General features: G+C 35.7%; 21 protein-coding genes and 1 other annotated feature. Of the genes, 5 read left to right on the forward strand and 16 right to left on the reverse strand.

What is annotated here, in order from left to right; translation table 11 throughout:
- Positions 1-53 precede the first annotated feature (53 nt).
- Both D1Z92_RS09645 and D1Z92_RS09650 read left to right on the forward strand, forming a co-directional pair.
- Positions 54-2030: a YheC/YheD family protein gene (locus D1Z92_RS09645; RefSeq protein ID WP_164931546.1), complete on the forward strand. Its 1977-nt coding sequence runs from the start codon at positions 54-56 to the stop codon at positions 2028-2030.
- Between the two features lie 21 nt (positions 2031-2051).
- On the forward strand, positions 2052-2825 hold the full coding sequence (locus D1Z92_RS09650) for an aspartate/glutamate racemase family protein (protein WP_128895462.1): 774 nt from the start codon (positions 2052-2054) through the stop codon (positions 2823-2825).
- A gap of 89 nt (positions 2826-2914) precedes the next feature.
- Here D1Z92_RS09650 and D1Z92_RS09655 read toward each other — a convergent pair whose 3' ends face one another.
- The 8 genes from D1Z92_RS09655 to D1Z92_RS17305 all read right to left on the reverse strand — a co-directional run bounded on the left by D1Z92_RS09655 (position 2915) and on the right by D1Z92_RS17305 (position 9247).
- Positions 2915-4177 (reverse strand): MFS transporter, encoded by a 1263-nt coding sequence (locus D1Z92_RS09655; RefSeq protein WP_128895463.1) that lies wholly within the window; start codon positions 4175-4177, stop codon positions 2915-2917.
- 7 nt (positions 4178-4184) lie between these two features.
- Complete coding sequence (locus tag D1Z92_RS09660; RefSeq protein WP_128895464.1) at positions 4185-4736, reverse strand: hypothetical protein; 552 nt, start codon at positions 4734-4736, stop codon at positions 4185-4187.
- The gene (locus D1Z92_RS09665) at positions 4733-6004 is read right to left on the reverse strand and encodes a M16 family metallopeptidase (RefSeq protein WP_128895465.1); all 1272 of its coding nucleotides are present in this window, start codon (positions 6002-6004) and stop codon (positions 4733-4735) included. The genes D1Z92_RS09660 and D1Z92_RS09665 overlap by 4 nt, the downstream gene beginning before the upstream one ends.
- Positions 6004-6570: a flavoprotein gene (locus D1Z92_RS09670; RefSeq protein ID WP_164931547.1), complete on the reverse strand. Its 567-nt coding sequence runs from the start codon at positions 6568-6570 to the stop codon at positions 6004-6006. Before D1Z92_RS09670 ends, D1Z92_RS09665 begins: the two co-directional genes overlap by 1 nt.
- A 31-nt stretch (positions 6571-6601) precedes the next feature.
- Positions 6602-7432 (reverse strand): hypothetical protein, encoded by an 831-nt coding sequence (locus D1Z92_RS09675; RefSeq protein WP_128895467.1) that lies wholly within the window; start codon positions 7430-7432, stop codon positions 6602-6604.
- The gene (locus tag D1Z92_RS09680) at positions 7425-8726 is read right to left on the reverse strand and encodes a radical SAM/SPASM domain-containing protein (RefSeq protein ID WP_128895468.1); all 1302 of its coding nucleotides are present in this window, start codon (positions 8724-8726) and stop codon (positions 7425-7427) included. The genes D1Z92_RS09675 and D1Z92_RS09680 overlap by 8 nt, the downstream gene beginning before the upstream one ends.
- Before the next feature lie 101 nt (positions 8727-8827).
- The gene (locus D1Z92_RS17300) at positions 8828-8977 is read right to left on the reverse strand and encodes a hypothetical protein (protein ID WP_164931548.1); all 150 of its coding nucleotides are present in this window, start codon (positions 8975-8977) and stop codon (positions 8828-8830) included.
- 126 nt (positions 8978-9103) lie between these two features.
- Positions 9104-9247 carry a hypothetical protein gene (locus tag D1Z92_RS17305; protein ID WP_164931549.1) on the reverse strand — a complete coding sequence of 48 codons (144 nt, stop codon included), beginning with the start codon at positions 9245-9247 and terminating at the stop codon, positions 9104-9106.
- Positions 9248-9535: 288 nt separating this feature from the next.
- Between D1Z92_RS17305 and D1Z92_RS09685 the strand changes: the two genes are divergently transcribed.
- Positions 9536-10138, forward strand: a complete 603-nt coding sequence (locus tag D1Z92_RS09685; RefSeq protein ID WP_128895469.1) for a response regulator transcription factor — start codon at positions 9536-9538, stop codon at positions 10136-10138.
- Between the two features lie 155 nt (positions 10139-10293).
- Here D1Z92_RS09685 and D1Z92_RS09690 read toward each other — a convergent pair whose 3' ends face one another.
- Positions 10294-12009 carry a M3 family oligoendopeptidase gene (locus D1Z92_RS09690; protein WP_128895470.1) on the reverse strand — a complete coding sequence of 572 codons (1716 nt, stop codon included), beginning with the start codon at positions 12007-12009 and terminating at the stop codon, positions 10294-10296.
- Between the two features lie 257 nt (positions 12010-12266).
- Between D1Z92_RS09690 and D1Z92_RS09695 the strand changes: the two genes are divergently transcribed.
- The gene (locus D1Z92_RS09695; protein WP_128895471.1) at positions 12267-12767 is read left to right on the forward strand and encodes a GNAT family N-acetyltransferase; all 501 of its coding nucleotides are present in this window, start codon (positions 12267-12269) and stop codon (positions 12765-12767) included.
- 52 nt (positions 12768-12819) lie between these two features.
- Here D1Z92_RS09695 and D1Z92_RS09700 read toward each other — a convergent pair whose 3' ends face one another.
- The 3 genes from D1Z92_RS09700 to D1Z92_RS09710 form a co-directional block, all read right to left on the reverse strand.
- A complete protein-coding gene (locus D1Z92_RS09700; RefSeq protein ID WP_128895472.1) occupies positions 12820-13266 on the reverse strand; it encodes a GNAT family N-acetyltransferase in 447 nt (148 codons plus the stop codon).
- A gap of 156 nt (positions 13267-13422) precedes the next feature.
- Positions 13423-14331, reverse strand: a complete 909-nt coding sequence (locus tag D1Z92_RS09705; RefSeq protein WP_128895473.1) for a S41 family peptidase — start codon at positions 14329-14331, stop codon at positions 13423-13425.
- A gap of 89 nt (positions 14332-14420) precedes the next feature.
- Positions 14421-15518 (reverse strand): peptidyl-alpha-hydroxyglycine alpha-amidating lyase family protein, encoded by a 1098-nt coding sequence (locus D1Z92_RS09710; protein ID WP_128895474.1) that lies wholly within the window; start codon positions 15516-15518, stop codon positions 14421-14423.
- Between the two features lie 633 nt (positions 15519-16151).
- On the opposite strand from D1Z92_RS09710, the gene D1Z92_RS09715 reads away from it, so the two are divergent.
- Positions 16152-17063, forward strand: a complete 912-nt coding sequence (locus tag D1Z92_RS09715; protein ID WP_128895506.1) for a phosphate/phosphite/phosphonate ABC transporter substrate-binding protein — start codon at positions 16152-16154, stop codon at positions 17061-17063.
- Positions 17064-17196: 133 nt separating this feature from the next.
- Here the strand turns inward: D1Z92_RS09715 and D1Z92_RS09720 are convergent, their stop codons facing one another.
- The 4 genes from D1Z92_RS09720 to phnC all read right to left on the reverse strand — a co-directional run bounded on the left by D1Z92_RS09720 (position 17197) and on the right by phnC (position 21282).
- A complete protein-coding gene (locus tag D1Z92_RS09720) occupies positions 17197-18450 on the reverse strand; it encodes an MFS transporter (RefSeq protein ID WP_128895475.1) in 1254 nt (417 codons plus the stop codon).
- Between the two features lie 85 nt (positions 18451-18535).
- Positions 18536-18796, reverse strand: a binding site (T-box leader).
- A 76-nt stretch (positions 18797-18872) separates the two neighbouring features.
- Positions 18873-19691: a phosphonate ABC transporter, permease protein PhnE gene (phnE, locus tag D1Z92_RS09725; RefSeq protein ID WP_240666649.1), complete on the reverse strand. Its 819-nt coding sequence runs from the start codon at positions 19689-19691 to the stop codon at positions 18873-18875.
- Positions 19691-20491, reverse strand: a complete 801-nt coding sequence (gene phnE, locus D1Z92_RS09730; RefSeq protein WP_128895477.1) for a phosphonate ABC transporter, permease protein PhnE — start codon at positions 20489-20491, stop codon at positions 19691-19693. The genes phnE (D1Z92_RS09725) and phnE (D1Z92_RS09730) overlap by 1 nt, the downstream gene beginning before the upstream one ends.
- On the reverse strand, positions 20488-21282 hold the full coding sequence (phnC, locus tag D1Z92_RS09735) for a phosphonate ABC transporter ATP-binding protein (protein ID WP_128895478.1): 795 nt from the start codon (positions 21280-21282) through the stop codon (positions 20488-20490). The genes phnE (D1Z92_RS09730) and phnC overlap by 4 nt, the downstream gene beginning before the upstream one ends.
- Positions 21283-21423: the final 141 nt, after the last annotated feature.

The raw sequence follows: 21423 nt of genomic DNA on the forward strand, positions 1-21423 counted from the left end.
ATATAGTAATGGTACAACCCTTTTTATTTTATTATAGTTTGGAGGATGTATATGTGAAATTTTTTTTCAAGAAGGACAATGATGCTCACCCTACTATATTAGGTCTATTTGTGAATAAAAAAATCATCAAAGATGCGATGTTAGGTCACATCAATAAGCATCCTAATATTGCTGGTCCGATACAAGCCAATAAAAAAGTAGGCGTAACCCTTTATTTATTTTCTCAACACAATGTGAACTTTAGAAGAAACACAATACTAGGTACAGTGTATGATAGTACTCAAAAGAAATGGAAGAAAAAACGTTTTGTACTTCCACATGTCGTGTATAATTTTAACACCTTAACCCCTAGGAGTACGTTTATTATTAAAACCATGAGAAAAAAAGGCATTAGATTCATCACTCCACCCATACGAAAATATTATAAGTGGCATCAGCATACGATGTTAAGCAAAAATGAAGAGATAAATAAACATTTGCCTGATACGAGACGCGTTCATTTGCAACGAATCAATGTGTTACGCCAAACACTGCGTTTGATGTTGAATCAATATGGCTCTGTGTATATCAAAGGTAACTTCGCTAACTACGGCTCTCAAATATTTAAAGTATCAACATCTCCATCTCCACATCATGCATTCCAATACAGCTTTAAACGAAAACATATTATACGAGGAAACGTTGACAATATCGATCAAATCATCACTGTGATGAAGAAATATTTTAAAACGAACGATCTTATTATCCAGCAAACCATCCCCCTATTACACTATAAAAATCAAATTGTAGATTTTCGAGCTGAGGCACAGCGTGGAAAAGATGGTGAATTAAATATTACAGGCATAACGACTAGAATCGGTGTTCAAAACTCCCCCATAACGAATTACGGTTCGATGGTAGATTTTGATACTTTTATGATGGACTACAGTGATCAAATTAGTATACACCTTGACGATCTTAAAAACTCCGTAGAGGAAAAGCTAAAACAAATATATCTCGCTTATGAAAAAGAGTATGGCAATATTGGAGAAATGGGAATGGATTTTGCCTTAGATACCAATTTTAAATTTTGGCATATCGAATGTAATCGTAGATCGGGTAAAAACGCATTTTTGGTAGCGCAAAAACGACAAAACATTGAAAAACTGTATATGAATCCGTTATTGTACGCAAAATACCTTCGCTCTTTAATAAAAATTAAAAAAAGTAATATAGCAAGTAAAAGAATGAAAAAAAATAACAGGAATAAAAGAATTATCATGCCAAGACGCAGCAAAATGAGAATCATGTATATGCTGGAAACAGACGAGCGTATCCAACCATACTTGCCAGAAACGACCATGATGAGCCCGTACAAACTAAGGCGCATGTTAAATAAATATAAAATGGTGTACATCAAGCCCAACGATGGCGGTGCAGGAAATAGACTGATGAAATTAAGAAAAGTAGTTCGAAATAATAGAGTGAGATATCAATATGATATGAATACACCGAGGAGAACGATAAGCGGCAGTACCCCTTCGTTTCTAGCTTTATTAAAGACAATTAAAAGAAAGAAATTAAATAGACCGTATGTCATTCAAAAAGGGATACATTTATTGCGATACAACAATAGAATTACGGACCTGCGCGTCATGGTGCAAAAGAAAAGAAACACGTGGAAAGTAACCGGCATCGTAGTAAAAATAGCAGTCAAAAACAGAGTGGTGACGCACTCTCTATATGGTTCTAAACTCATTTCCTTGCCTTCTTTACTAGAACACAAAAAATTGTCTCCAGGTAGAAAAAGAACGATACAAAAACAGTTAGTACATTTATGTATCGATATTGCTAAAAAAATTGAAACACAGTACCCTCAATACCGCGATTTTGGCATCGACGTTGGTTTTGACACTGCTTTTAAACCATGGGTTTTGGAAGTAAACTATAAAAAGCCATCTATAAAAATGTTTAAAAATTTTGATAGTACGATGTACAGGCGCATTAAAGATAATGTGTCATCCAAGTGGCTACTCGGCAAATCATTTTAACATATAAGAAAGGTGATCATCATGTATAGCGGCAAGACCATTGGCATCGTTGGTGGATTAGGACCTTTCGCTGGCATTGATATGGTGAAACAGATTTTTTATCATACTAAGGCAAACACAGATCAGGATCACATTCCCGTCATACTCATTTCTGCACCGCAACAGATAGAACCAAGAGTGACTTTTGTATTAGGAGAGAGCAGTAAAAATCCAGCACATTCTATTGTCACTGTAATACAAAAACTAGAACGTGCTGGCGCTGATATTATAGGTATTCCTTGTAATACTGCTCATGCCCCTATGATTATGAATATAGTGAAGCAAGAGCTAAAGAAAAGAAAGAGTAACATTGTGTTGATCAATATGATAGATGAAATCTTTCATACGATAAAGAAAAAACATCCTAACACTACTAACGTTGGTATTTTAACCACATCAGCAATGTATGAGACACATATTTATAAAAATATAATACAGAGTCATGGCTATAACGCCATCATTCCCCCTGCAGATATGCAACGTCATCTGGTGAACCAAGCGATATACGATAAGGAGTATGGCATTAAGTCTCAGTCTCATCCTGTCTCTTTGCAAGCGAGAGCCAATTTACTTGAAAGTATGCAGTATTTAATAGAGGAGAAAGCAGATGTCATCATACTAGGATGTACCGAATTACCGCTAGCCATTCATGAACAAGTTATAGATCAAGTACCTATTATTCATTCAACTATGGTACTTGCCACAGCTCTTATTAAAAAAGCATCCCCAGAACGTTTAAAAGATGGTATGTCATGACCAAGGCCTCTCCTCTTCTTCATCTTATAGATAAGTGGAATGAACTTGTTCAACCAACTTATTCCCGCTGCTGTACCAACGTCCATGGTTTACGTAGCTGCAACGGATGGTTGCTGTTCTTCCTGTTCTGGTTGTTGTATTTGATCTGCCGTTAAATACTTGAATCCCTTTAATAATGGAAAAAACAACGCTAAAGCGATCATGACAATGCCCGCTATTCCTGTAGTAAAGATAGAATCGGTGAGGCGAGCAAAATAACCTCCAGCTAAAATCCCAATCATCATGCCCACAGCAATGGTAGATTGATAAATACCTGCCGCCCGTCCTAAATACTTTTCTGGTGTAATAGCCAAAAATAAGGAACTGAGTGGTACATTAAGCATGGCATTTAATGTTCCAACGATAACAGCCCAGCAAAATAGTACAATGGAACCTGTGTAATCATACAACATAGCTAGTGGCCAAACGAGTACCATAATGATACCGATTAAACCTGTCGCAAGAAGAAGCATAACTCCTGCTTTCATTTTCTTTAATAATAATGGGGATACCAACGCACCGATAACCGCCCCTACACCTACAACTGATTGGAGAAAGCCGAACTGCTCTGCTTTTACGTTGAAATACTGTAAAAACATCGCGCTATTATTCGTGCTCAATATCCCGGCCGTAATCGTTACAGGAATAAGAAGTAGGATTAAAAAACGAAGTGCTGGTAATATCCCGACAGTACGATAGCCATCTATTAAAGAAGAAAAAAATGATTCTCCTTCAGCAACTTCTCCCTTCACAGCCAGTTTACTAATGGTAAAAAGAAAACAGGCGGAGAGAATATATGTAATCGCATTAATAATAAAGATGATATTGACATTGCCTAGAAATAATAGTAAACCAGCAACGGAAGGCCCAATAATGTAAAGTGCTTGCGACGTGCCTTGAGAAAAGGCCATAGCAGAACTTAGATTTTTTTTACCAACGAGGAAAGGAATGGAAGCAGCTCTGGCTGGTTCGAATACGGCCGTCCCTATCCCTTCTAAGACAACAAGCAACAAAAGCATCCAGGCATTGTCGCTAAATACAATCATGAATAAAACAATCACCATGCGATAAAGGTCACTGGATATCATCATCGTTCTTTTGGGGAAACGATCGGTGAATGGGGCTAACAAAGAGGAAAAAACAGCACTTGGTAATAGAGCTGCAAAAAGGACCATTCCAATCATAAATGGATCCCCCGTTAATGTAGACACAAGCACGATGATTACCGTTTTCGTTATGCCGTCCCCTAATTCTGAAATGACTTGTGCTAACCATAAACGTATATATTGTGGATTTTTAAATAATTCTTTCATCGGTATATTACTCCTTCCACTTCATTTCGGGATTGGTATAGAAAGAAAGAGAAAGAATAACATTGGTCGTATCTTTATTTTGACTCATATCTTCTTTTTCTTTTTCTTTAATAAATTCAAATAGTTCATTCACCTTATTTGTAACTTCACTGTATGAACGCTCTGACAGTTGATAAGACGCGTAAGATACTTTGGGTAAAAAGCTTTCATCATAGTGAGATAAGACTTGTGTCAGATCTCGCTGCACTTTTTTTGTGATGAGATGTGTTGCACCTATTGTATTCTTCTCTGCTATATTACTTAAATCTACATCATCCTCCGTGCTGCGATAGGTGGAGAACTGTACATTTCGGTCGCCGACATAATCCATTTTATTCACAAGTTGATGCTTCATGAGTTGGTTGAGAATATGAACCACCCTTAGTTGGGTAAAACCTGTATAACTTATAATTTGTTTAATCGTGGATTCCGTGTCGAGAAATAAGTAGGTAAGTAAAATGTCTTCATCTTCTAGTAATTTTTCTTGTGGTTGAGATAATTTAGTCTCGGATATGTTCAACTTACTTCCTCCTTTTTATATAAGGCATTCATGATGTCATCCTCTGTTATGTTCCCAATACTAATGATAGATATGTTGTCGGGTTTAATGTACTGCTTTGCTATATGCTGTAGCTCTTCCGGTGTCACTCGACTTAACTCTCTTATCATTTCATTGATGAAAAAGTAATGACCGAATACAGCGCGAGATCCTATCAATTTAAGTAAAAAATCTGGGGAGTTTAATTTAGTAAGGAGAAACGTTTTCAAAACAGATACGGCTCTTGAGATTTCTTCTGGAATAAATGATTCTTGTGTTAGTAGTGAAAATTCGTAGTACAGGATATCGATGAAATTTTGAAAGTTATTTTTATGTACGTTAGCAATGACGCCATAGTTACCTGTTTGTACATAGGAGTTGCTAAACGTTTGTACTTGATATACAAGATTGTGTTCTTCTCTTAAAACTTGAAATAAACGGGAAGATGGGATACTCCCCCACACTGCTGTTAACAGTTCAAAAGACACGGAATGATGATCGCTAAACGAAGGACCTTTATCTCCAAAGCAAACAACCAGCTGATCGCTATTCGTTTGAATGTTGGTTAACCCCACTTCATGTGCGAGTACGACTTCTAGTGGCGTAGGCATTCCATTCTTTACATCACTGAAAATGTCGACGGTCATATTAATGACTTCTTCCGCTTTTTCATTCGTAATTAATACGACGGTCATATTATCTGCTACATAAGTTTCATGATAGTAGTTTGTAATGTGATCACTATCAAAATGATGAATGTTCTCTTCTGTTCCGATGATCCAATTTCCGTAAGACATGTTTCCGTAAATCGTAGACCAAAAATGCTCGTAGATTTGATTTGTCGTTTTTAATTTATTCCTATATTCATCTAGTATAATTTTTCTTTCTCTTTCAATATCCTCTTCAGTAATGTTAAATTGACAGACTAGTTCATAGAGGGCATGTACTAAATCATTACTATACTCTTTCAGACAGGTTCCAAAATAATAAGTTAATTCTTTGGTAGTAGACGCATTTAAAATACCACCGTTAGCAAGGATACGTTTGACATGCTCTTTTTCACTAGTAATGGCACTGCTTGTATTAGCAAGTAAATGTTCAATAAAATGACTGATCCCATTGTTTACGTCATTTTCATTTCGCCCACCTTGACGAATAAATATGCCTGCCGTCGTTGTCATTAATTGATCATTCGGATTGACAACGACGACTCGAATCCCATTCTCTAAAACATAAGTATGCGTATACATTAATTTATGATCTCCTTTTCCAAATGAACACTGTTTTCTAACATATGTAATAACTGCTTTGGTTGCAGCATGCCTAACGTCGTTTTATATGCTTTCTCAGAAGCAATATATGTTTCTTGTATCGTTGGTGGGATAACGATCATATCGAGAGACTTTAAGGTTTCAACATTGCGCTGTACGATTCTGGAATGCCACATTTTTTCATTCATATTAGGGACCATAATGACCGGTTTATCACAGGCGATCAGCGTGCTCAATAACACATTATCTGCTATTCCAGCAGCTGCTTTTCCCATAGAATTTGCTGTGATGGGAAGAATAAGCATGACATCGCACCATGAAGCAAGTTCGATATGAAATGGAGCACTTTTGTTTGCTTGCAGTTCATCGGTGTATACGTCATCTACTAAGCATTCCATCACCAATGGCTGCACAAAGCGACTACTTTCTTCTGTGAGGATGAGCTTGATCTCACATTCTATTTTTTTTAATTCCATTACATACTGAGGTAAATTGATAGCACCAATCGATCCTGTACATCCTATTAATATACGAAGTGTACTCATTTTCATCCCTCCCCTTTGCATTTTTTAAGCTTTATTTTACTAATAACCTTTCCAATTTTTCTTTATTATTTTTTAAATATTGCGATATTTGTTCGTTGTTTTTTTCATCATGTGATGTTTGAAGCAACTGTATTGCTTTATGAAGCAGTTTATGAGCATGTGCATAATCTTTTCTTTTATAATAGTAAAGGGCGCAAATATTCCAAAAATCTACTTCTGTTTTTACTGTCATTCGTGGTAAGTCATTTTGCTCTAACTGTATCATTTTTTGTTTTGCTTCCTCATACGCTTCATAATGTACACATAACACAAGGTATTGAAGGTGGTATTGTATTGTCTCTTCATCTGGGGTGTATTGATAACTATGGAGAAATTGATGATACATATCATGCATGTGGTGAAATGTTTTTTGACTGTAAAAGCACATAAGTAAGGCTGTGGAGCTTAGTTCGGACACTTGTTTTGGATTTAATTGATCAAAACATTGATGTTGTTCGAAGAAGTCGTAATGTCTCCAAAATTGATGATGATGGTAGTGGTAATAAGCGTGTAGTAGTAGAAAGAATCGAATGCTTGGTTTGTGCTGTAGCTTGTCCCATTGTATCATTGGTTCGCTTTCTAGAAATGATGAACTTGGAAGTATAATGTGGTCGTCTTGTAGTTGTTGTTTCAGTGAGGTATATTGTTGTGTCCATTGGTCTCCTTCGTTCAGGAGAAAGTGATCGAAGTTAGCTCTTAATTCATTTTGATGCGCGGTTGAAATGTAAAGATCAGGTAGCATAGCTCCTACTATTTTGGAGAAAGCAATATCCCCATGTAAAACTTTTTCGTAGAGATGCAGTCGTAATCTATCGTCACGCATCGGAAGTCACCTCTTGCTTTAATTTCACTTCATCAAAGCGATGCCCTTGTATGTCTAAGATTTCAACCAGTTTAGACATATCATTTTTAAAGTCTGGGCAAGGTTGACTCCCTGTTTGCATACGGATTAATGGACAGGAGTCCCCGTGGCAACTTGGTGCTAAGTAACATGAACCACATCGTTTATCAGCTATACCTTGATCGACCCATAATGCAAACTTACTTTGATCTAAGTTTATGTTGCCCGCTTCTGTCAATTGACCCACTTGGTTTCTTTCGTCATATAAAGCGACAGTACATTTATAGACAGTACCATCGGTTCCAATAACGAACGATTTTGGATCTGCTGCGTAACAAACATTGTCTGGTTTAATTAATGCTTTGGCTGACATCGTTGGGATTTTCTTTTGCGAAGATTGTTGTAATAATTTGACCATCATGTTCTCTTTACATATTTCCACATGATCATCGTTTTCTCCTCCCCAATGTCCAATATTATGAAAATATAATTCAAATCGGCTATCTTTTTCAAATGTATCCTCCATTTTCTTAATATGTGCTTCTACTTCCTGATAGTTATCCGGAGATACGTTCATTCGTAATAAAACGCGGAATTTTTTGTTGCTGTTTTTCATTGTAATTAAGTTTTTTAAAATGGTGTCGTATGTGCCGCTGCCGTCTTTTTGTATTCTTTGTTGATCATGTACTTCTTTTACTCCGTCGATGGTCACTTGATAGTTATACACTTTCATTTTATCTAGCTTTTCTAGATTCTTTTTGGTAATAAGATACCCATTTGTCGTAATACCTGCACTATAATGTACATCGTACTTTTCACATTGTTGTATAATAAATGCACTCAACCTTTCCATTACATCGATTCCTAACAATGGTTCTCCACCAAACCAACTCACGGTAAAATGTTTATATCGACCAGAGGCTAATTCTTGTGCAATGTATTTTTTTAACCCTTGCTCCACTTCTGGAAGCATTTTATTTCTTTCAAACTTTTCATAGCAATATACACACCTAAAGTTACAATTTTCGTGAGGAAGAATGATAAGATGTAATGTTCGATTTTGCATGCGCTTCATTTTATAGTTCTCTAACACTTCCTCGTCTTCTCTTTCATTATCTTGAATCAAAAATTTGTTTTTTACTAAATACGACTGGAGAGAAGGGTGATCCCACACTTTTATACTTTTGCTGTATTTTAGCCCTCTCCCTGTTCTTATATTGTACAGGATATGATTCTCTTCACTTTTAACTTTGACAACGTATCTGGAACGTTTCATGCTGTTTCCTCCTTTTTTGTAGTGTGATTTTTATATTGTTGATATTGTATATGTAAGAGAGAGTTACTACGATATAGTAACTCTCTCCAGTGGAATTGTTATTAGCAAGCAATAATGTTAATGTCTTTTGCTAAGTTATCTCCATCCTGATTTTCTAATACTGATTCTACTGCCTCACTTACTTGTTCGATAGTTAAATCCGAGATCTTCTCGTTGGATAATTCAGAAACTTTCTTTTTGTTCTCCTCCATGCTATACACCTCCTTTAATTAATATCCATTATGGTAAAGAGATGATGTGTATTTTTTATGCTCCTTTTGTCTTAATCTATTTTTCTATTTCATCCATCTATGATTGCAATGATTGAATCTGGATAATCAACAAGCAACGACATTTAATTCTTTTGCATGATCTCCATCTGCATTATCTAACACGGAATCAACGGATTCCTCAATATTCTCTACTTGTAATTCAGGTAATTCTTCTTTTACCTCGTCTGTCTCTTTATGATCTTCTGGCAATGGGCTACACCTCCAATGAAATGATCAGTATTTTGTAATTTGCTTTCTATCTTTGTTGAATATGCTTTGTATGGTCGAATTAAATATTATCTTAATTCTATAAATATACATAATATTTGTATATCAGTATGTTTCGTATTTAGTATTGCGGGATGTCGAAAAGATGGTAAGTATAAAAAAATTTGTTAAAAATAATTTATTTAAAGAAAATTGGTAATGAAATACGATATAATATATTTATAACTATTCATATCTTACATAACATCATATAGACAAGGAGGTAGATTCTTGTATAATACAGTGGTGTTTGGGAAGAGAGCGTTATTTAATCAATTAATCATAAACTATTTACAGAATGAAAGTAGTGTTCTGGTTACAGAAACAGTTGCTAACTTGGAAGCCATGTATGAGGCGATCAATTGTAAGCAAATAAGTTTGCTAGTCATGACGGAGTTTGAAGGTACATGGTGTGAACTTAATGTTGTTTCTATACTGAAAAAGAATCAAGAAAATCCTGCGAAAATAGCTGTTATCAACTCTAGCATGAATGTATCTTCTATTCATGTTGCCCATTCACACGGCATCGATGCTTTCATCACCTACGAGTCCACGCCACGTGAATTACTTGAAACGTTAATACAAGTTATGAAAGGCAAGATGATTTACCCCTCCTCTTTGATGAATCAAGCCCATACGCCTGTTTTAACTCCTAAAGAAAAAGAAATTTTATTACAGATTGCTGAAGGAAAGACAAATAAAGAGATTAGCAATGAGTTTTTTGTAAGCAAACGAACCATTGAACATCACATTAGCTCTATTCTGTCCAAAATGAACTCCAAAACGAGGGTTCAGGCAGTCGTTACTGCTTTACAACAAGGAATATTGTATTAAGAGAGTATGGATTACTGTATGATAAAATAACATGCCCAGGAATTCTTTTTCCTGAGCATGTTTCACATGTATTTGTGTCTTATCTTGTTATCTGTGTTTTTATCTTGTAGATATTTCACGACAACACAGCATTGTTTCTTCTCAATGCTATGGTATTAAACCGATTTATGCAGGAGATCATACAGCATCTTTTCTATCATTTGGCCGACACGTTGTAAAGCTTTTTCAGAAAAATCAAAGGCTACACCAGTGTTGTTATATATTTGGTGGATCGATTGTTGAATGGAAGTGCTAGCTCCTTTTTTGTATAAATGGATAGCGTGATTGGGGTCTTCATGATAAAGCGCTAGTAGCTGTAGTGCACCGAGAATAGAAATAGAGTATTCAATCGAGTAAAAAGGATGTAAGAAAAAATGTGATTTTTCCATCCAACTGTTTCCTATTTCTGATTGTAGCCCTTCAGTGTGTACAGGATTCAACCTAAACCGTTTACTTATTTCAAAGTACTTATGATTACGCTCTTTGGCCGTATGATGTGGATGAGTATAAAGCCAATGTTGAAACAGGTCGTCAGATAAAGGACCTATCATTAAGTTAACCGCTCTACGTAATAGTTCAATTTGTGCATTGGTACAGGATTGCTGATCTGTATAGAAGACATCTATCTTATCTAGACATAACATTTCCAGCCCATGTGAAAATAACTCTGCTATTTCTTCACGCATGTATTGTTCTTCAACATCTTGGTGATGATCAAATTGCATGTACATATGGATTGCGTGCCCCATCTCATGAATAAGTGCGGTGTGGGCTTCAAACGAAGTATGAAAATGACTTGAAATGAGAGCTTCTTTTGATGTCAATAGTGGATCCATAAACGCGCCATGATGTTTCCCTTCCCGAGGTGTTACATCGATTAATCCATGTTCTCTCATTCTTTTAAACTTTCCTGCAATATAATCATCTGTTCTATGTAACATAGACTGAACGCCATCAAGTAATTGGCTTTCATGTAAAGAAGGAATTTCTCCGATCAATTTTTGAGTTTGATCCCAAGGATGAATCACATCACACTGTTTATTGGACTGTGCTAATTTCGATACTTGGTTCCAAATCGGTACGATATGTTTTTCAGCAGATGAATAAAATTGATGACAGTCTTCCATACTGTATTCACGTCCCATGGATTCAAACATATAATCAACATAGTTTTGAAACCCAGCTTGAATTGCAATCTGGTGACGCAGAGATATAAGTTCATCCATGATACTATCTATTTGTGGCTTGATACGTTGGCGAGCTTTCGCTAGTGCTAACCATGCTTGTTTGCGAATGTCTCCATTAGGATGATTTAAGTACGTTTTCGCTAAGTTATAAGATATATTATTTCCGTCCCATTCCACTGTGAGATTAGCCATTATTTCACTATATGCTGCACCCAGCTCTTTTTCTCTAACGAAGAGAGGGATGTTGTCATCCCGATGTTGTTCCACTCTCGTGAAACGCTTACGCTTGATGACACCATACTTTTCATCATCTAATTGATGACTCCCTGCATGTTGACAAAACTTTTTATCTAATTGTGCTTGGTATTTCAGCCATAGCGCATGAATTGTTTTTTGATCTGTAGTATACCTCTCTTTTTTTACCTGATTGGCTGTATCTTGATAGTAGGTAACTTTTTGACGAACCATATATTCGTGAACCAGGTTGCTTAACTCTCTTTCCTCTTGTAACCACCTTTCTAAGTCTTGAACGGATAGGATTTTGCATTGTAATAGGTATTCGCATTTCTCTTGTATCGTTGCAGTCTGAAGATGAACAAAGCTAGAAGAAAAGTCAAAAGGAGTAGCAAGTTTATCGTGTAACATTATTTCACCTCACTATAGAATATAACGATGATGAATTGGCAAGATGTATATTGTACTTACGCAAGTGATTGCAATAAGTTGTTTTGTATACTACCGCCATTTTTCATCGTGAAAATTCAACTAACAAAGACAGATCAATATTTTTCATTGATTAAGCAATATAAAATGAATGTATCATTATATTTGTGGTTTATGATAAAATGTATGTACTATTTTAGACCAACTTATGAATGGAAGCAGCATAAAGGAGACGGCTCATGAAGATAAGAGAGATTACGATAGACGATGTGGATTCTTTTATACAAGTCCAAGCTAGCATTGAAGGTGAAACAGATTACATGCTGTTCGGAGCAAATGAAAGACATATGAGCAAACAAAAAGGAGAGAAATTTATTTCATCTTTCATTGCTTCTAGTCACTCCACCTTGTTGGTCGCAGAAGAAAATAATCGAATACTAGGATTTTTACTTGCTCGTGGAGGCGCTTCACAACGCAGTAAACATGCTGTGTATATTGTTATTGGTATTTTGCAGGCTTATGGTGGAAAAGGAATAGGGACAGCATTATTTAGACAACTAGAAGCTTGGAGTAAACAACAGGGAGTTGCGAGATGGGAGTTGACGGTACAAACTAGAAATGAAACGGCGGTTGCATTGTATAAGAAAGTAGGATTTGAAATAGAAGGAACAAAAAAGAAGTCCCTCTTTATTCATAAGCAATATGAAGATGAATATATGATGAGCAAGTTGTTTGTTTGAAGAAAAAAGTGCAATTAGGCATCAAATAAATTGCACTCTTTTTTATAACCATTTACTTTACGTTTACGATCAATAAAGGTAATTTTCGTTTAGGGAATACGGTGGATGCAATATCACCTATTCTTTTTGCACCCATCTTCAAATAAAATCCTTCTGCATTAGGATCGCTATCTATTGTGAATTTTTCCATTTGTAGTTGTTTTGCATGATGTAATAAATGTTTCCAAACAAATTTCCCTATTCCATTTCCTATATATTCTGGATCTATAAACAATGCGTCTAATTTTTCTGTTTCTAGTGAAAAACTATAGAAACCTATCATTTCATTGTTTTCTTCTATCACCCAGACATGATTTCTATCCATATAACTTTTAGTAATAGTTAGTTCATTTTTACACGATTGTAAAAATTCTTCCGAATAGCCCCAGTAACCTTTTGACTTGTAAGCTATGTTGCTGAGTGTGTTGCAGTCATTAGTATGTGCTTTTCTAATAATCAATGATATTCCTCCTTTTCTAATGCCCGTGTAATTCATTGATGATCCTGTAGTTGTGAATAGAAAATTCAGATGATAGTTGCAATGACAAGATGTGAAAATAGGTTCTACGTAGCGAACTCTTGTATGTTGGTTATTTATTGATTGTACATAGTGAGTTTATGTCTTCATTTCAATATTGTCTATAGCAACTTGCAATGCTTCGTTCTCTTCACAATGGATGTCCGGTATTACGCCCTTTCCTTCCCAATTAGAACCTGTAGCTTCAATGATAGGCTCTCCTGTTGAGATTGAAATTCTTAATTGTTCTGAAACAGAAAAGTACGTATTTCGATTTGCAGCTCCATTCGAAGTTTCACCAACAATGGTGGCCTTTTGATGAGCTTGTAATACATAAGCAAAAAACTCAGCAGCCGACCCTGTTTTTGGATTAATCAATATATAAAGTGGGTGATTTAATTTTCTTTTTCCGACAACAAACGGTGTCGTAAACGTTTGAAAATGTTTAATCTCTTCATCTGCAAAATACGTGGTGGAAAGTAATGTAGGTTCATCGTCAAAAAAGTAACTTAAAATGTATTCTGCCATTCCCCCATACCCCCCGCCATTATCTCGTAAATCTATCATAGTTGCAGTGTCATTTTCAATCATTTTCATTGCAGCAATGGCGGTATCAATCCCTCGATCTGGATTAGCAAATGATTTTAATTTTAAGTATCCTATGTTGTTAGGCATAATTTTAGCTTCTGTGAATCCATAATTATAGCGTTGCTCTTGTTCCAATTCTTTTTTCAACCAACTTTCTGCTATGCTATCTTCTGATTCTTTTTGTTGGCTATCCTTATGATGTTGAATGGATTCCACATATAAGTGCTTATCGTTCGAATGTTGTATGAGCAATGCGTTCACCATTTGAATAAATTCACCCTCTGACTTTACATCGTCAAATCTTGCTTCATCCACCTCTTTCATCCCATGTAGTAGTGATTCTTTTTTAGACTGAATGACGTAATTTTGTTCTAATAATTTCACTATCTTTTGGTATGCTGCATAAAAATCGTACGTCATGCTTTATTCCTCCCTATACTGTTTTATAATTTATTTTTAATGAAGTGGTAACCGATTTATATGTGCTTTAATCCATATGGTGACCTTGTTTATTGTGCTTGATATGTGAGCATCTGAATGCGATGATTATTTAAATCTGCAACATAAATGTTTCCGCTATCGTCAACGGCTATATCATGTGGAATCTTAAATTCTCCGACATTTTCGCCCCACTTCCCAAAACGCTCTATAATAGAGCCATTACTATCAAGTACAACAATTTGACTAGACTGCTGCTCATTTGGATACAACGCATCTCCTCCGTCGCCAACATAGACGAGACCATTGGAAGCTACCTCTACAGAAAACGGTCTTCCTAGATCATTTTCGTCCCAACTCGCGATGGCATTACCGCTATCATCTAAAACTTGTATTCTTGCATTATTTCGATCTGCCACATATATATTTCCGGATTGATCTTGACTGATTCCATGCGGAAGGTGAAATTCCTCTATTTCATCACCCAACTCATTTTTTTCCCATAAAAAGTTACCTTCTGCATCAAATTTAACGATTCTACTATTTCGGTATCCATCACTAACAATAAATGATCCATCTTCATTTACTGTAACATCAGTAGGCCTAGCAAACATATTTTCCTTTATTCCTGTAGGGAAGTTTGGAAGTTCATTACGAACACGAAGTGCAGTCTCCATATAGAATGGGTAATCTTCTCCATAAGATGAAATAAGCTCTCCATCTGCCGTAAATGTATATACTTTATTTTGAGCAGTATCCGTAATCCAAACATTATTTTCTTCATCTATTTCAATTCCATGTGGTGATTGAAATACATTCTCTCCCCACTCCGCCTTTACTTGCTTTGTTATGCTATCGAAGACAATAACAGTAGGTTGTGTAATTAATGCTTCTCCCCCGTATTCATTGCTTCCGCGATGCAAATAATATATGTCCCCGTCTTGATTAACGGCTACTCCAGCAGCCTGACCTGCGATTTGTTGATCTTCTTCTGTCAGTGGCCATAAAATGCTCGGTTCATAATCCCCTGATTCTTCAATGGAAATCGAAACAGGAAGGTCTTTATATACTATAGCCGCACCTCCTACTTTAAAATATACTAGTAATAGTGTTAAACATAATACGATTAAAATAGTAACTTTTGTTTTTGTCTTTATCGTCCATTTCATGGTTCATTCTCCTTTTTTGTGAAGCTTATAATTTGATGTTATATGACTGTATTATAAATAAAATGAAAATTTGATAAAATAGACTTATGAACAGGATTGAACCTATACTAAAGTCTAGTTTTTACCTAGACAAAGTACTGGATAAAATTTGTAGACGCAAAGTAGGATATACAAATAACGTTGTGAAAACAAAAACAATGAATGTACCTATTCATAATGTATTGATGGGATGTTGATCATGATAGCGATGATAGCCTTATAGTAATGTGAAAAAAGAAAAATATTTTAATTTTGTCAAGTCAAAATCGATGATTTTAATGTATAAGCTTTAATTTTTTAACTTACGTCATTTATTTTCTTAATTTTACATAAACTTAAAAGTATTTCGTCACAAATTGTGATATATTGTTTAAGGGATTACAGAAATAAGAAACAAATGATACACTATACATAAGTTGATCGACAACTTATCACCTTTATTCATAAGATGCAGAATTTTTAAAATTTAATGTTTAGGACTAGAAAATGAATCCTGAATTTTTATTCTACTCTTTCTGCACCTTATATATAAGTTGAATCAACTTGTAATCTCATGTAGTATATTAATCATTTTGGAGGGGTAACATGTTTAAAATGAAGAAATTAGCGGTAGTAGGAATGTCTTTAATGATGACAGCAGGTTTACTTGCAGGTTGTGGTGATGACAGTGAAGGGAGTTACGTTCCAGAGAAATTAACAGTACAGTTCGTACCTTCACAATCCGCTGAAACATTAGAAGCAAAAGCAAAACCATTAGAAAAATTATTAGGAGATCGCCTTGGAATTCCAGTAGAAGTAAGCGTTTCTACAGAATACAACACAGTAGTGGAAGCAATGAATTCCAAGCAAGTGGATGTTGGGTTCTTGCCAGTTTCTACATACATTTTAGCAAAAGAACAAGGTGCAGCTGACATATTGTTACAAGCAAATCGTTTTGGCGTTAACGACGAAGATGGTACTGCAACAGATGAACTTGTTGATTTCTACAAATCTATGGTTATCGTGAAAAAAGATTCTGGAATTGAAAGTATTGAAGATTTAAAAGGAAAGAAAGTGGCATGGCAAAACGCAGTATCCCCTGCTGGATACATTTGGCCTGCAATGTACTTAAATGATAAAGGGATTGACCCACAAAAAGATATTGAAGGTGTAACGGTGAAAGGTCATGATACTGCAGTACTTGCTGTATTGAATGGTGATGTGGATGCAGCGGCTATTTTCCAAGATGCGCGTAACATCGTAATGGGTGATTTCCCTGACGTATTTGATCAAACAGAAGTACTTTTCTTCACTGAAAAGATTCCTAATGACACAATCACGGTTCGCCCTGACATGGATCAAGAGTGGAAAGATAAAGTAGCAGAAGCGTTTATTGATATCGGTAAAGATGAAGAAGGACATAAAATCATCAAAGATATCTACAGTCATGAAGGTTATTCCAAGTCTGATGACAGTAACTTCGACATCGTTCGTGATTACAACGAGAAAATGAAAGATATGCAATAATCCGATAAATTGGTTTTATGATAAGGTTTATGTTTAAAGAAAAAGGATGAGACTATGATCTCATCCTTTTTTAGTCTTTGCAAACGTTATTTTGTTATTTATATTTGATATCCCACATTGATTAATGTAGGCTTTATGGCATATTGCTGTGTTGATTTTCAATCCTGTAATACGTTTCTTTTGATGGTTGTACATTAATACATAGTAGTAGACTCGTTAATAGCAACATAAAGATAGCACCTGTGACAACAACAAACTTAATAGATAATATTTGAGCTGCAAGGGCGAATACAGATGTAAAAATGATCACTAACAAAGCTTCTATAAACCCATAAACACTTCCTATTCTCCCCATAATTTCTACAGGTATATGATTTTGGTAGAAAGTATGGTAACCAGTATTGGCAAAGGCAAGTGAAAATGCTAAAACAAAAAATCCAATAGATGCAACCAAAAAATCATTTGAAAATGTATAAATCATGTACCCGACGGAGACCATCACTGAACCTAAACCAATAAGATAAGAAAGCGATAATTTATTCGTAAATATTACATTAACAAAGCTACCTAATATAATACCTGCTCCTGCTATACTGACAAGAAAACCGTATTGGCTTTCCGAAAGAGAAATGACTTCTGTTGCGAATGCGACTTCTAGTGAGTCCACAGCACTTTGCATCACAACAAATATGTTAAATAGAAAACACACGGTCATCACATACAAAAATCGTCTACTAAATTGCAACACTATTTTTAAATCCACTATTACTATACGTAAAGATAGTTTTTGATTAGATACTTGATTGACAATGTTTTTCTCCACATTAGGCATCAATAAAGTGACTAAAGCAGAAACGTAAAAGGACATTCCATTAATAAAAATGGCCAAAGTAGGTGTGCCAATGATAAACAATAATCCTGCCATTGCAGGTCCAAGTAAGAATGCACCAGAATCAAGTAAGCTTCTTAACGAATTGAATCGTTGTCTTTGTTGTAATGGAATTAATCTTGTTATATAGCTGACAGATGTTGGCTCATATAATGAACTGGCTATGTTGATAAAAAAGACAAGCATATAAATCATCCATAATGTATGAGTAGAAAAAACTAAACAAGTGATGAGAACCCCTTGCATTATATCCAACCATACCATGAAGTGCTTTTTATTTTGCCGGTCAATAATACTTCCACCCCATAAGTTTGTAAATAAAGTAGCTAATGGTTTCATGATATATAACACGGAGACAGCAAGCGGTGATCCCGTCATATGAAACACGATTAAATTCAAGGCAATAAAATAAATCCATGTTCCTATACTTGAAATTCCTATGCCAAACAGTAAAATTAAAGGATACTTCCAATACTCTACTATTTTTTTAACATTCATGTTCAGCCTCCTTTGGCATGTTTAAAATAATGAACGCGACATTTTAATGACTATAACAAAAAAATCTCATCCCCAAGACATTAGCCTTAGGAACGAGATTTGAATTGTTTTATCGCGGTACCATCCCAATTTGTTAATATGTCACCATATTAACCTCTATAAGTACAGCATAACGATTGCTTGTACTTTAGCTCTATAACAGGAGCACCTGTCACGCCATCATCATCAATAAAATCCGACGTTATGCTCTGAGTCTTGTTTCAATGAAAGTAGCATACCCCTTTTCACCAGTAAGAGCTCTCTGTTATGCCTTGCTTTCACTTACTCTTCTCTTCATCGCGTTTTGCATTTTCATTTTAAGTATATTAACATTTCAAAATATGAGTTGCAACATTTTATTCCAATTATTTTCAAACCATTTGCTATACAAGTCTTTTACGAATCATGCCTGAAATCCAATCGATAGCAATAACCATCACAATAATACCTAATAAAATGATGCCTACTCTATCCCACGATCTTCCTGCTAAAGCAAAAATAAGTGGTGTACCGATTCCACCAGCACCTATAACCCCTAAAATGGCTGCTGCACGAACGTTAATTTCAAATCGGTATAAAACGAAAGATAAATATTCTGGCAGCATTTGAGGTACCACAGCAAACCATATCGTTTGTAAACGCCCTGCGCCCGTTGCTTGCAGTGCTTCCATTGCACTTAAATCCATACTTTCAATGGCTTCGGATGACAGTTTGCCAAGCATTCCTATAGAGTGAATACCTAACGCTAGCACACCTGCAAAAGAACCAGGACCGACAGCGGTGATGAATAACAATGCCATAATAATTTCCGGAAAAGAGCGAATTAAGCTTAATAAAAATTTGCCACCCATCGTTGCAGATTGAATACGATTAATGTTGGCAGCTGCGATAAAGGCTAAAGGAAAAGCAACAATCGAAGCGATAATCGTGCCGAGAAAAGCAATAGCTATCGTTTCTAGTAAGCCACGCAGCAAATCTTCTCCTTCAGGCAAGTATACATAGCCCCAATCCGGTTGAAACAATCCGTTTAATATCGATTTAGAGACTTGTCCAGCCGTTTCTTTAATTCCGCTGTAATCTATTCCAGCAAAAGCCCATACGTAAATGACAGCAAGAATGAGAATGTACAGCCACTTCAAATATTTTTTAAGTCCTTTTTGTTTTGGTGGTGTAGGTATTGCTTTTCTTAATTGTCTATCCATCATATTAAACTCCTCCGTAAGCGTCCGCTAATGAAATCAATGACGAGTACAACGGCCAACGTATAAATAATCATCGCTGAAACGTTGGGATAGTTAAATAAGGATAAGTTTGTATCGTAAAATTGTCCAATACCTCCAGCACCAACAAGCCCTAAAATAGCGGCAAATCTGATATTGATTTCAAACACATAAATACAGTAAGACAAATATTGCGGCATTATTTGTGGAACGACACCGTAATAAATAATCTCCAATTTATTCGCTCCTACTGCTGTCATCGCTTCAAGTGGACCTGGATCAATCGCTTCAATGGATTCGTATGTAAGTTTGGAAACAATTCCTAATGAAAATAAGCTTAAAGCAATAATACCCGCTGTAGTTCCTAAACCGAAAACAGCAACCAACAATGCTGCCATTAAAAGATCGGGAAAAGCTCGATTAATGTTCATTAAAAAACGAGTTGGAAGTAATACCCACTTTGATTTAGTCACATTTCTTGCAGACAATATAGCAAAAGGAATAGATAAAATAGACCCAAATGTAGCGCCAACTACAGCCATTCTTATCGTTTCTAGCATAGGTTCCGTTATGTATGAAAAATATGACCAATTAGGAGGTGACATTTTATCAACCAAATTAAACATATTAGGAAAACCTTCAAATAGTTTCTGAAATGAAAAATCTACACTGATAGCACTCACGATCATTAGTACGACAAATAAAAGAAGTGTGAAATACGTTTTGCTGCGTGATGGCTTTTTCAAATGCTGCAAATCTGTTTTTAGTTTTGTTTGACTCATTGCACTACCTCTTCCAACGGTTGTTGCTTTTCTGGGAAGCTCTCCACTGTTGTTGTGCCTTTGCCATAAATGAAGTCAAGTACTTCATCCGTTGCCTCTGTTACTGGCCCATCAAACACAATCTCCCCTGCCCTCACTCCAATCATTCGTGTCGCATACTCTCTTGCTAATTGAATCGAGTGTAGATTAACAACCATTGTAATACCCATTTCTTTATTTATGTGATGCAAGTCATCCATCACTTGCTTTGTGGTCAATGGATCAAGTGAAGCTACAGGTTCGTCTGCTAAAATAATTTTCGCTTCTTGTGCTAATGCTCTAGCTATAGACACCCGCTGTTGCTGCCCTCCAGAAAGTTCATCCGCCCTCGCATATGCTTTCTCCAACATATTCACTCTATCTAGCGCTTGAAAAGCTAAATCTTTATCCTCTTTTGGGAATAAACCGAATATCGTTTTCATGGTAGAATGATATCCTACTCTTCCAGATAAAACATTACGTAAAACGGAAGAACGTTTCACAAGATTAAAGTTTTGAAAGATCATGCCAATGTCTCTGCGAATATGAAGTAGTGGTTTCCCTTTTGCTTGTGTAATGGACTTCCCGTTAACTATAATTTCTCCGTCCGTCACTTCATGCAGTCGGTTTATACATCTTAAAAAAGTAGATTTCCCAGCACCTGATAAACCGACAATGACAACGAATTCCCCTTTTTCCAATTTCACATTAATGTTATTTAATCCTCTTGTTCCGTTTGGATATACTTTGGAAACATTATGAAATTCTATCATGTTATCCCTCTTTCTCATTAATATACGGTAAAAGGGTGACGTAAAGTCACCCAGTAGGTATCGCTTTTATCCATGATAGGACAAATTATTACATTATACAAGCAAATTTGAATATTCTATTATCTATATATTCAATATCAT

This window comes from Longirhabdus pacifica (genome assembly GCF_004115085.1).
In the GTDB taxonomy this organism is placed as follows: domain Bacteria; phylum Bacillota; class Bacilli; order Paenibacillales; family DSM-105158; genus Longirhabdus; species Longirhabdus pacifica.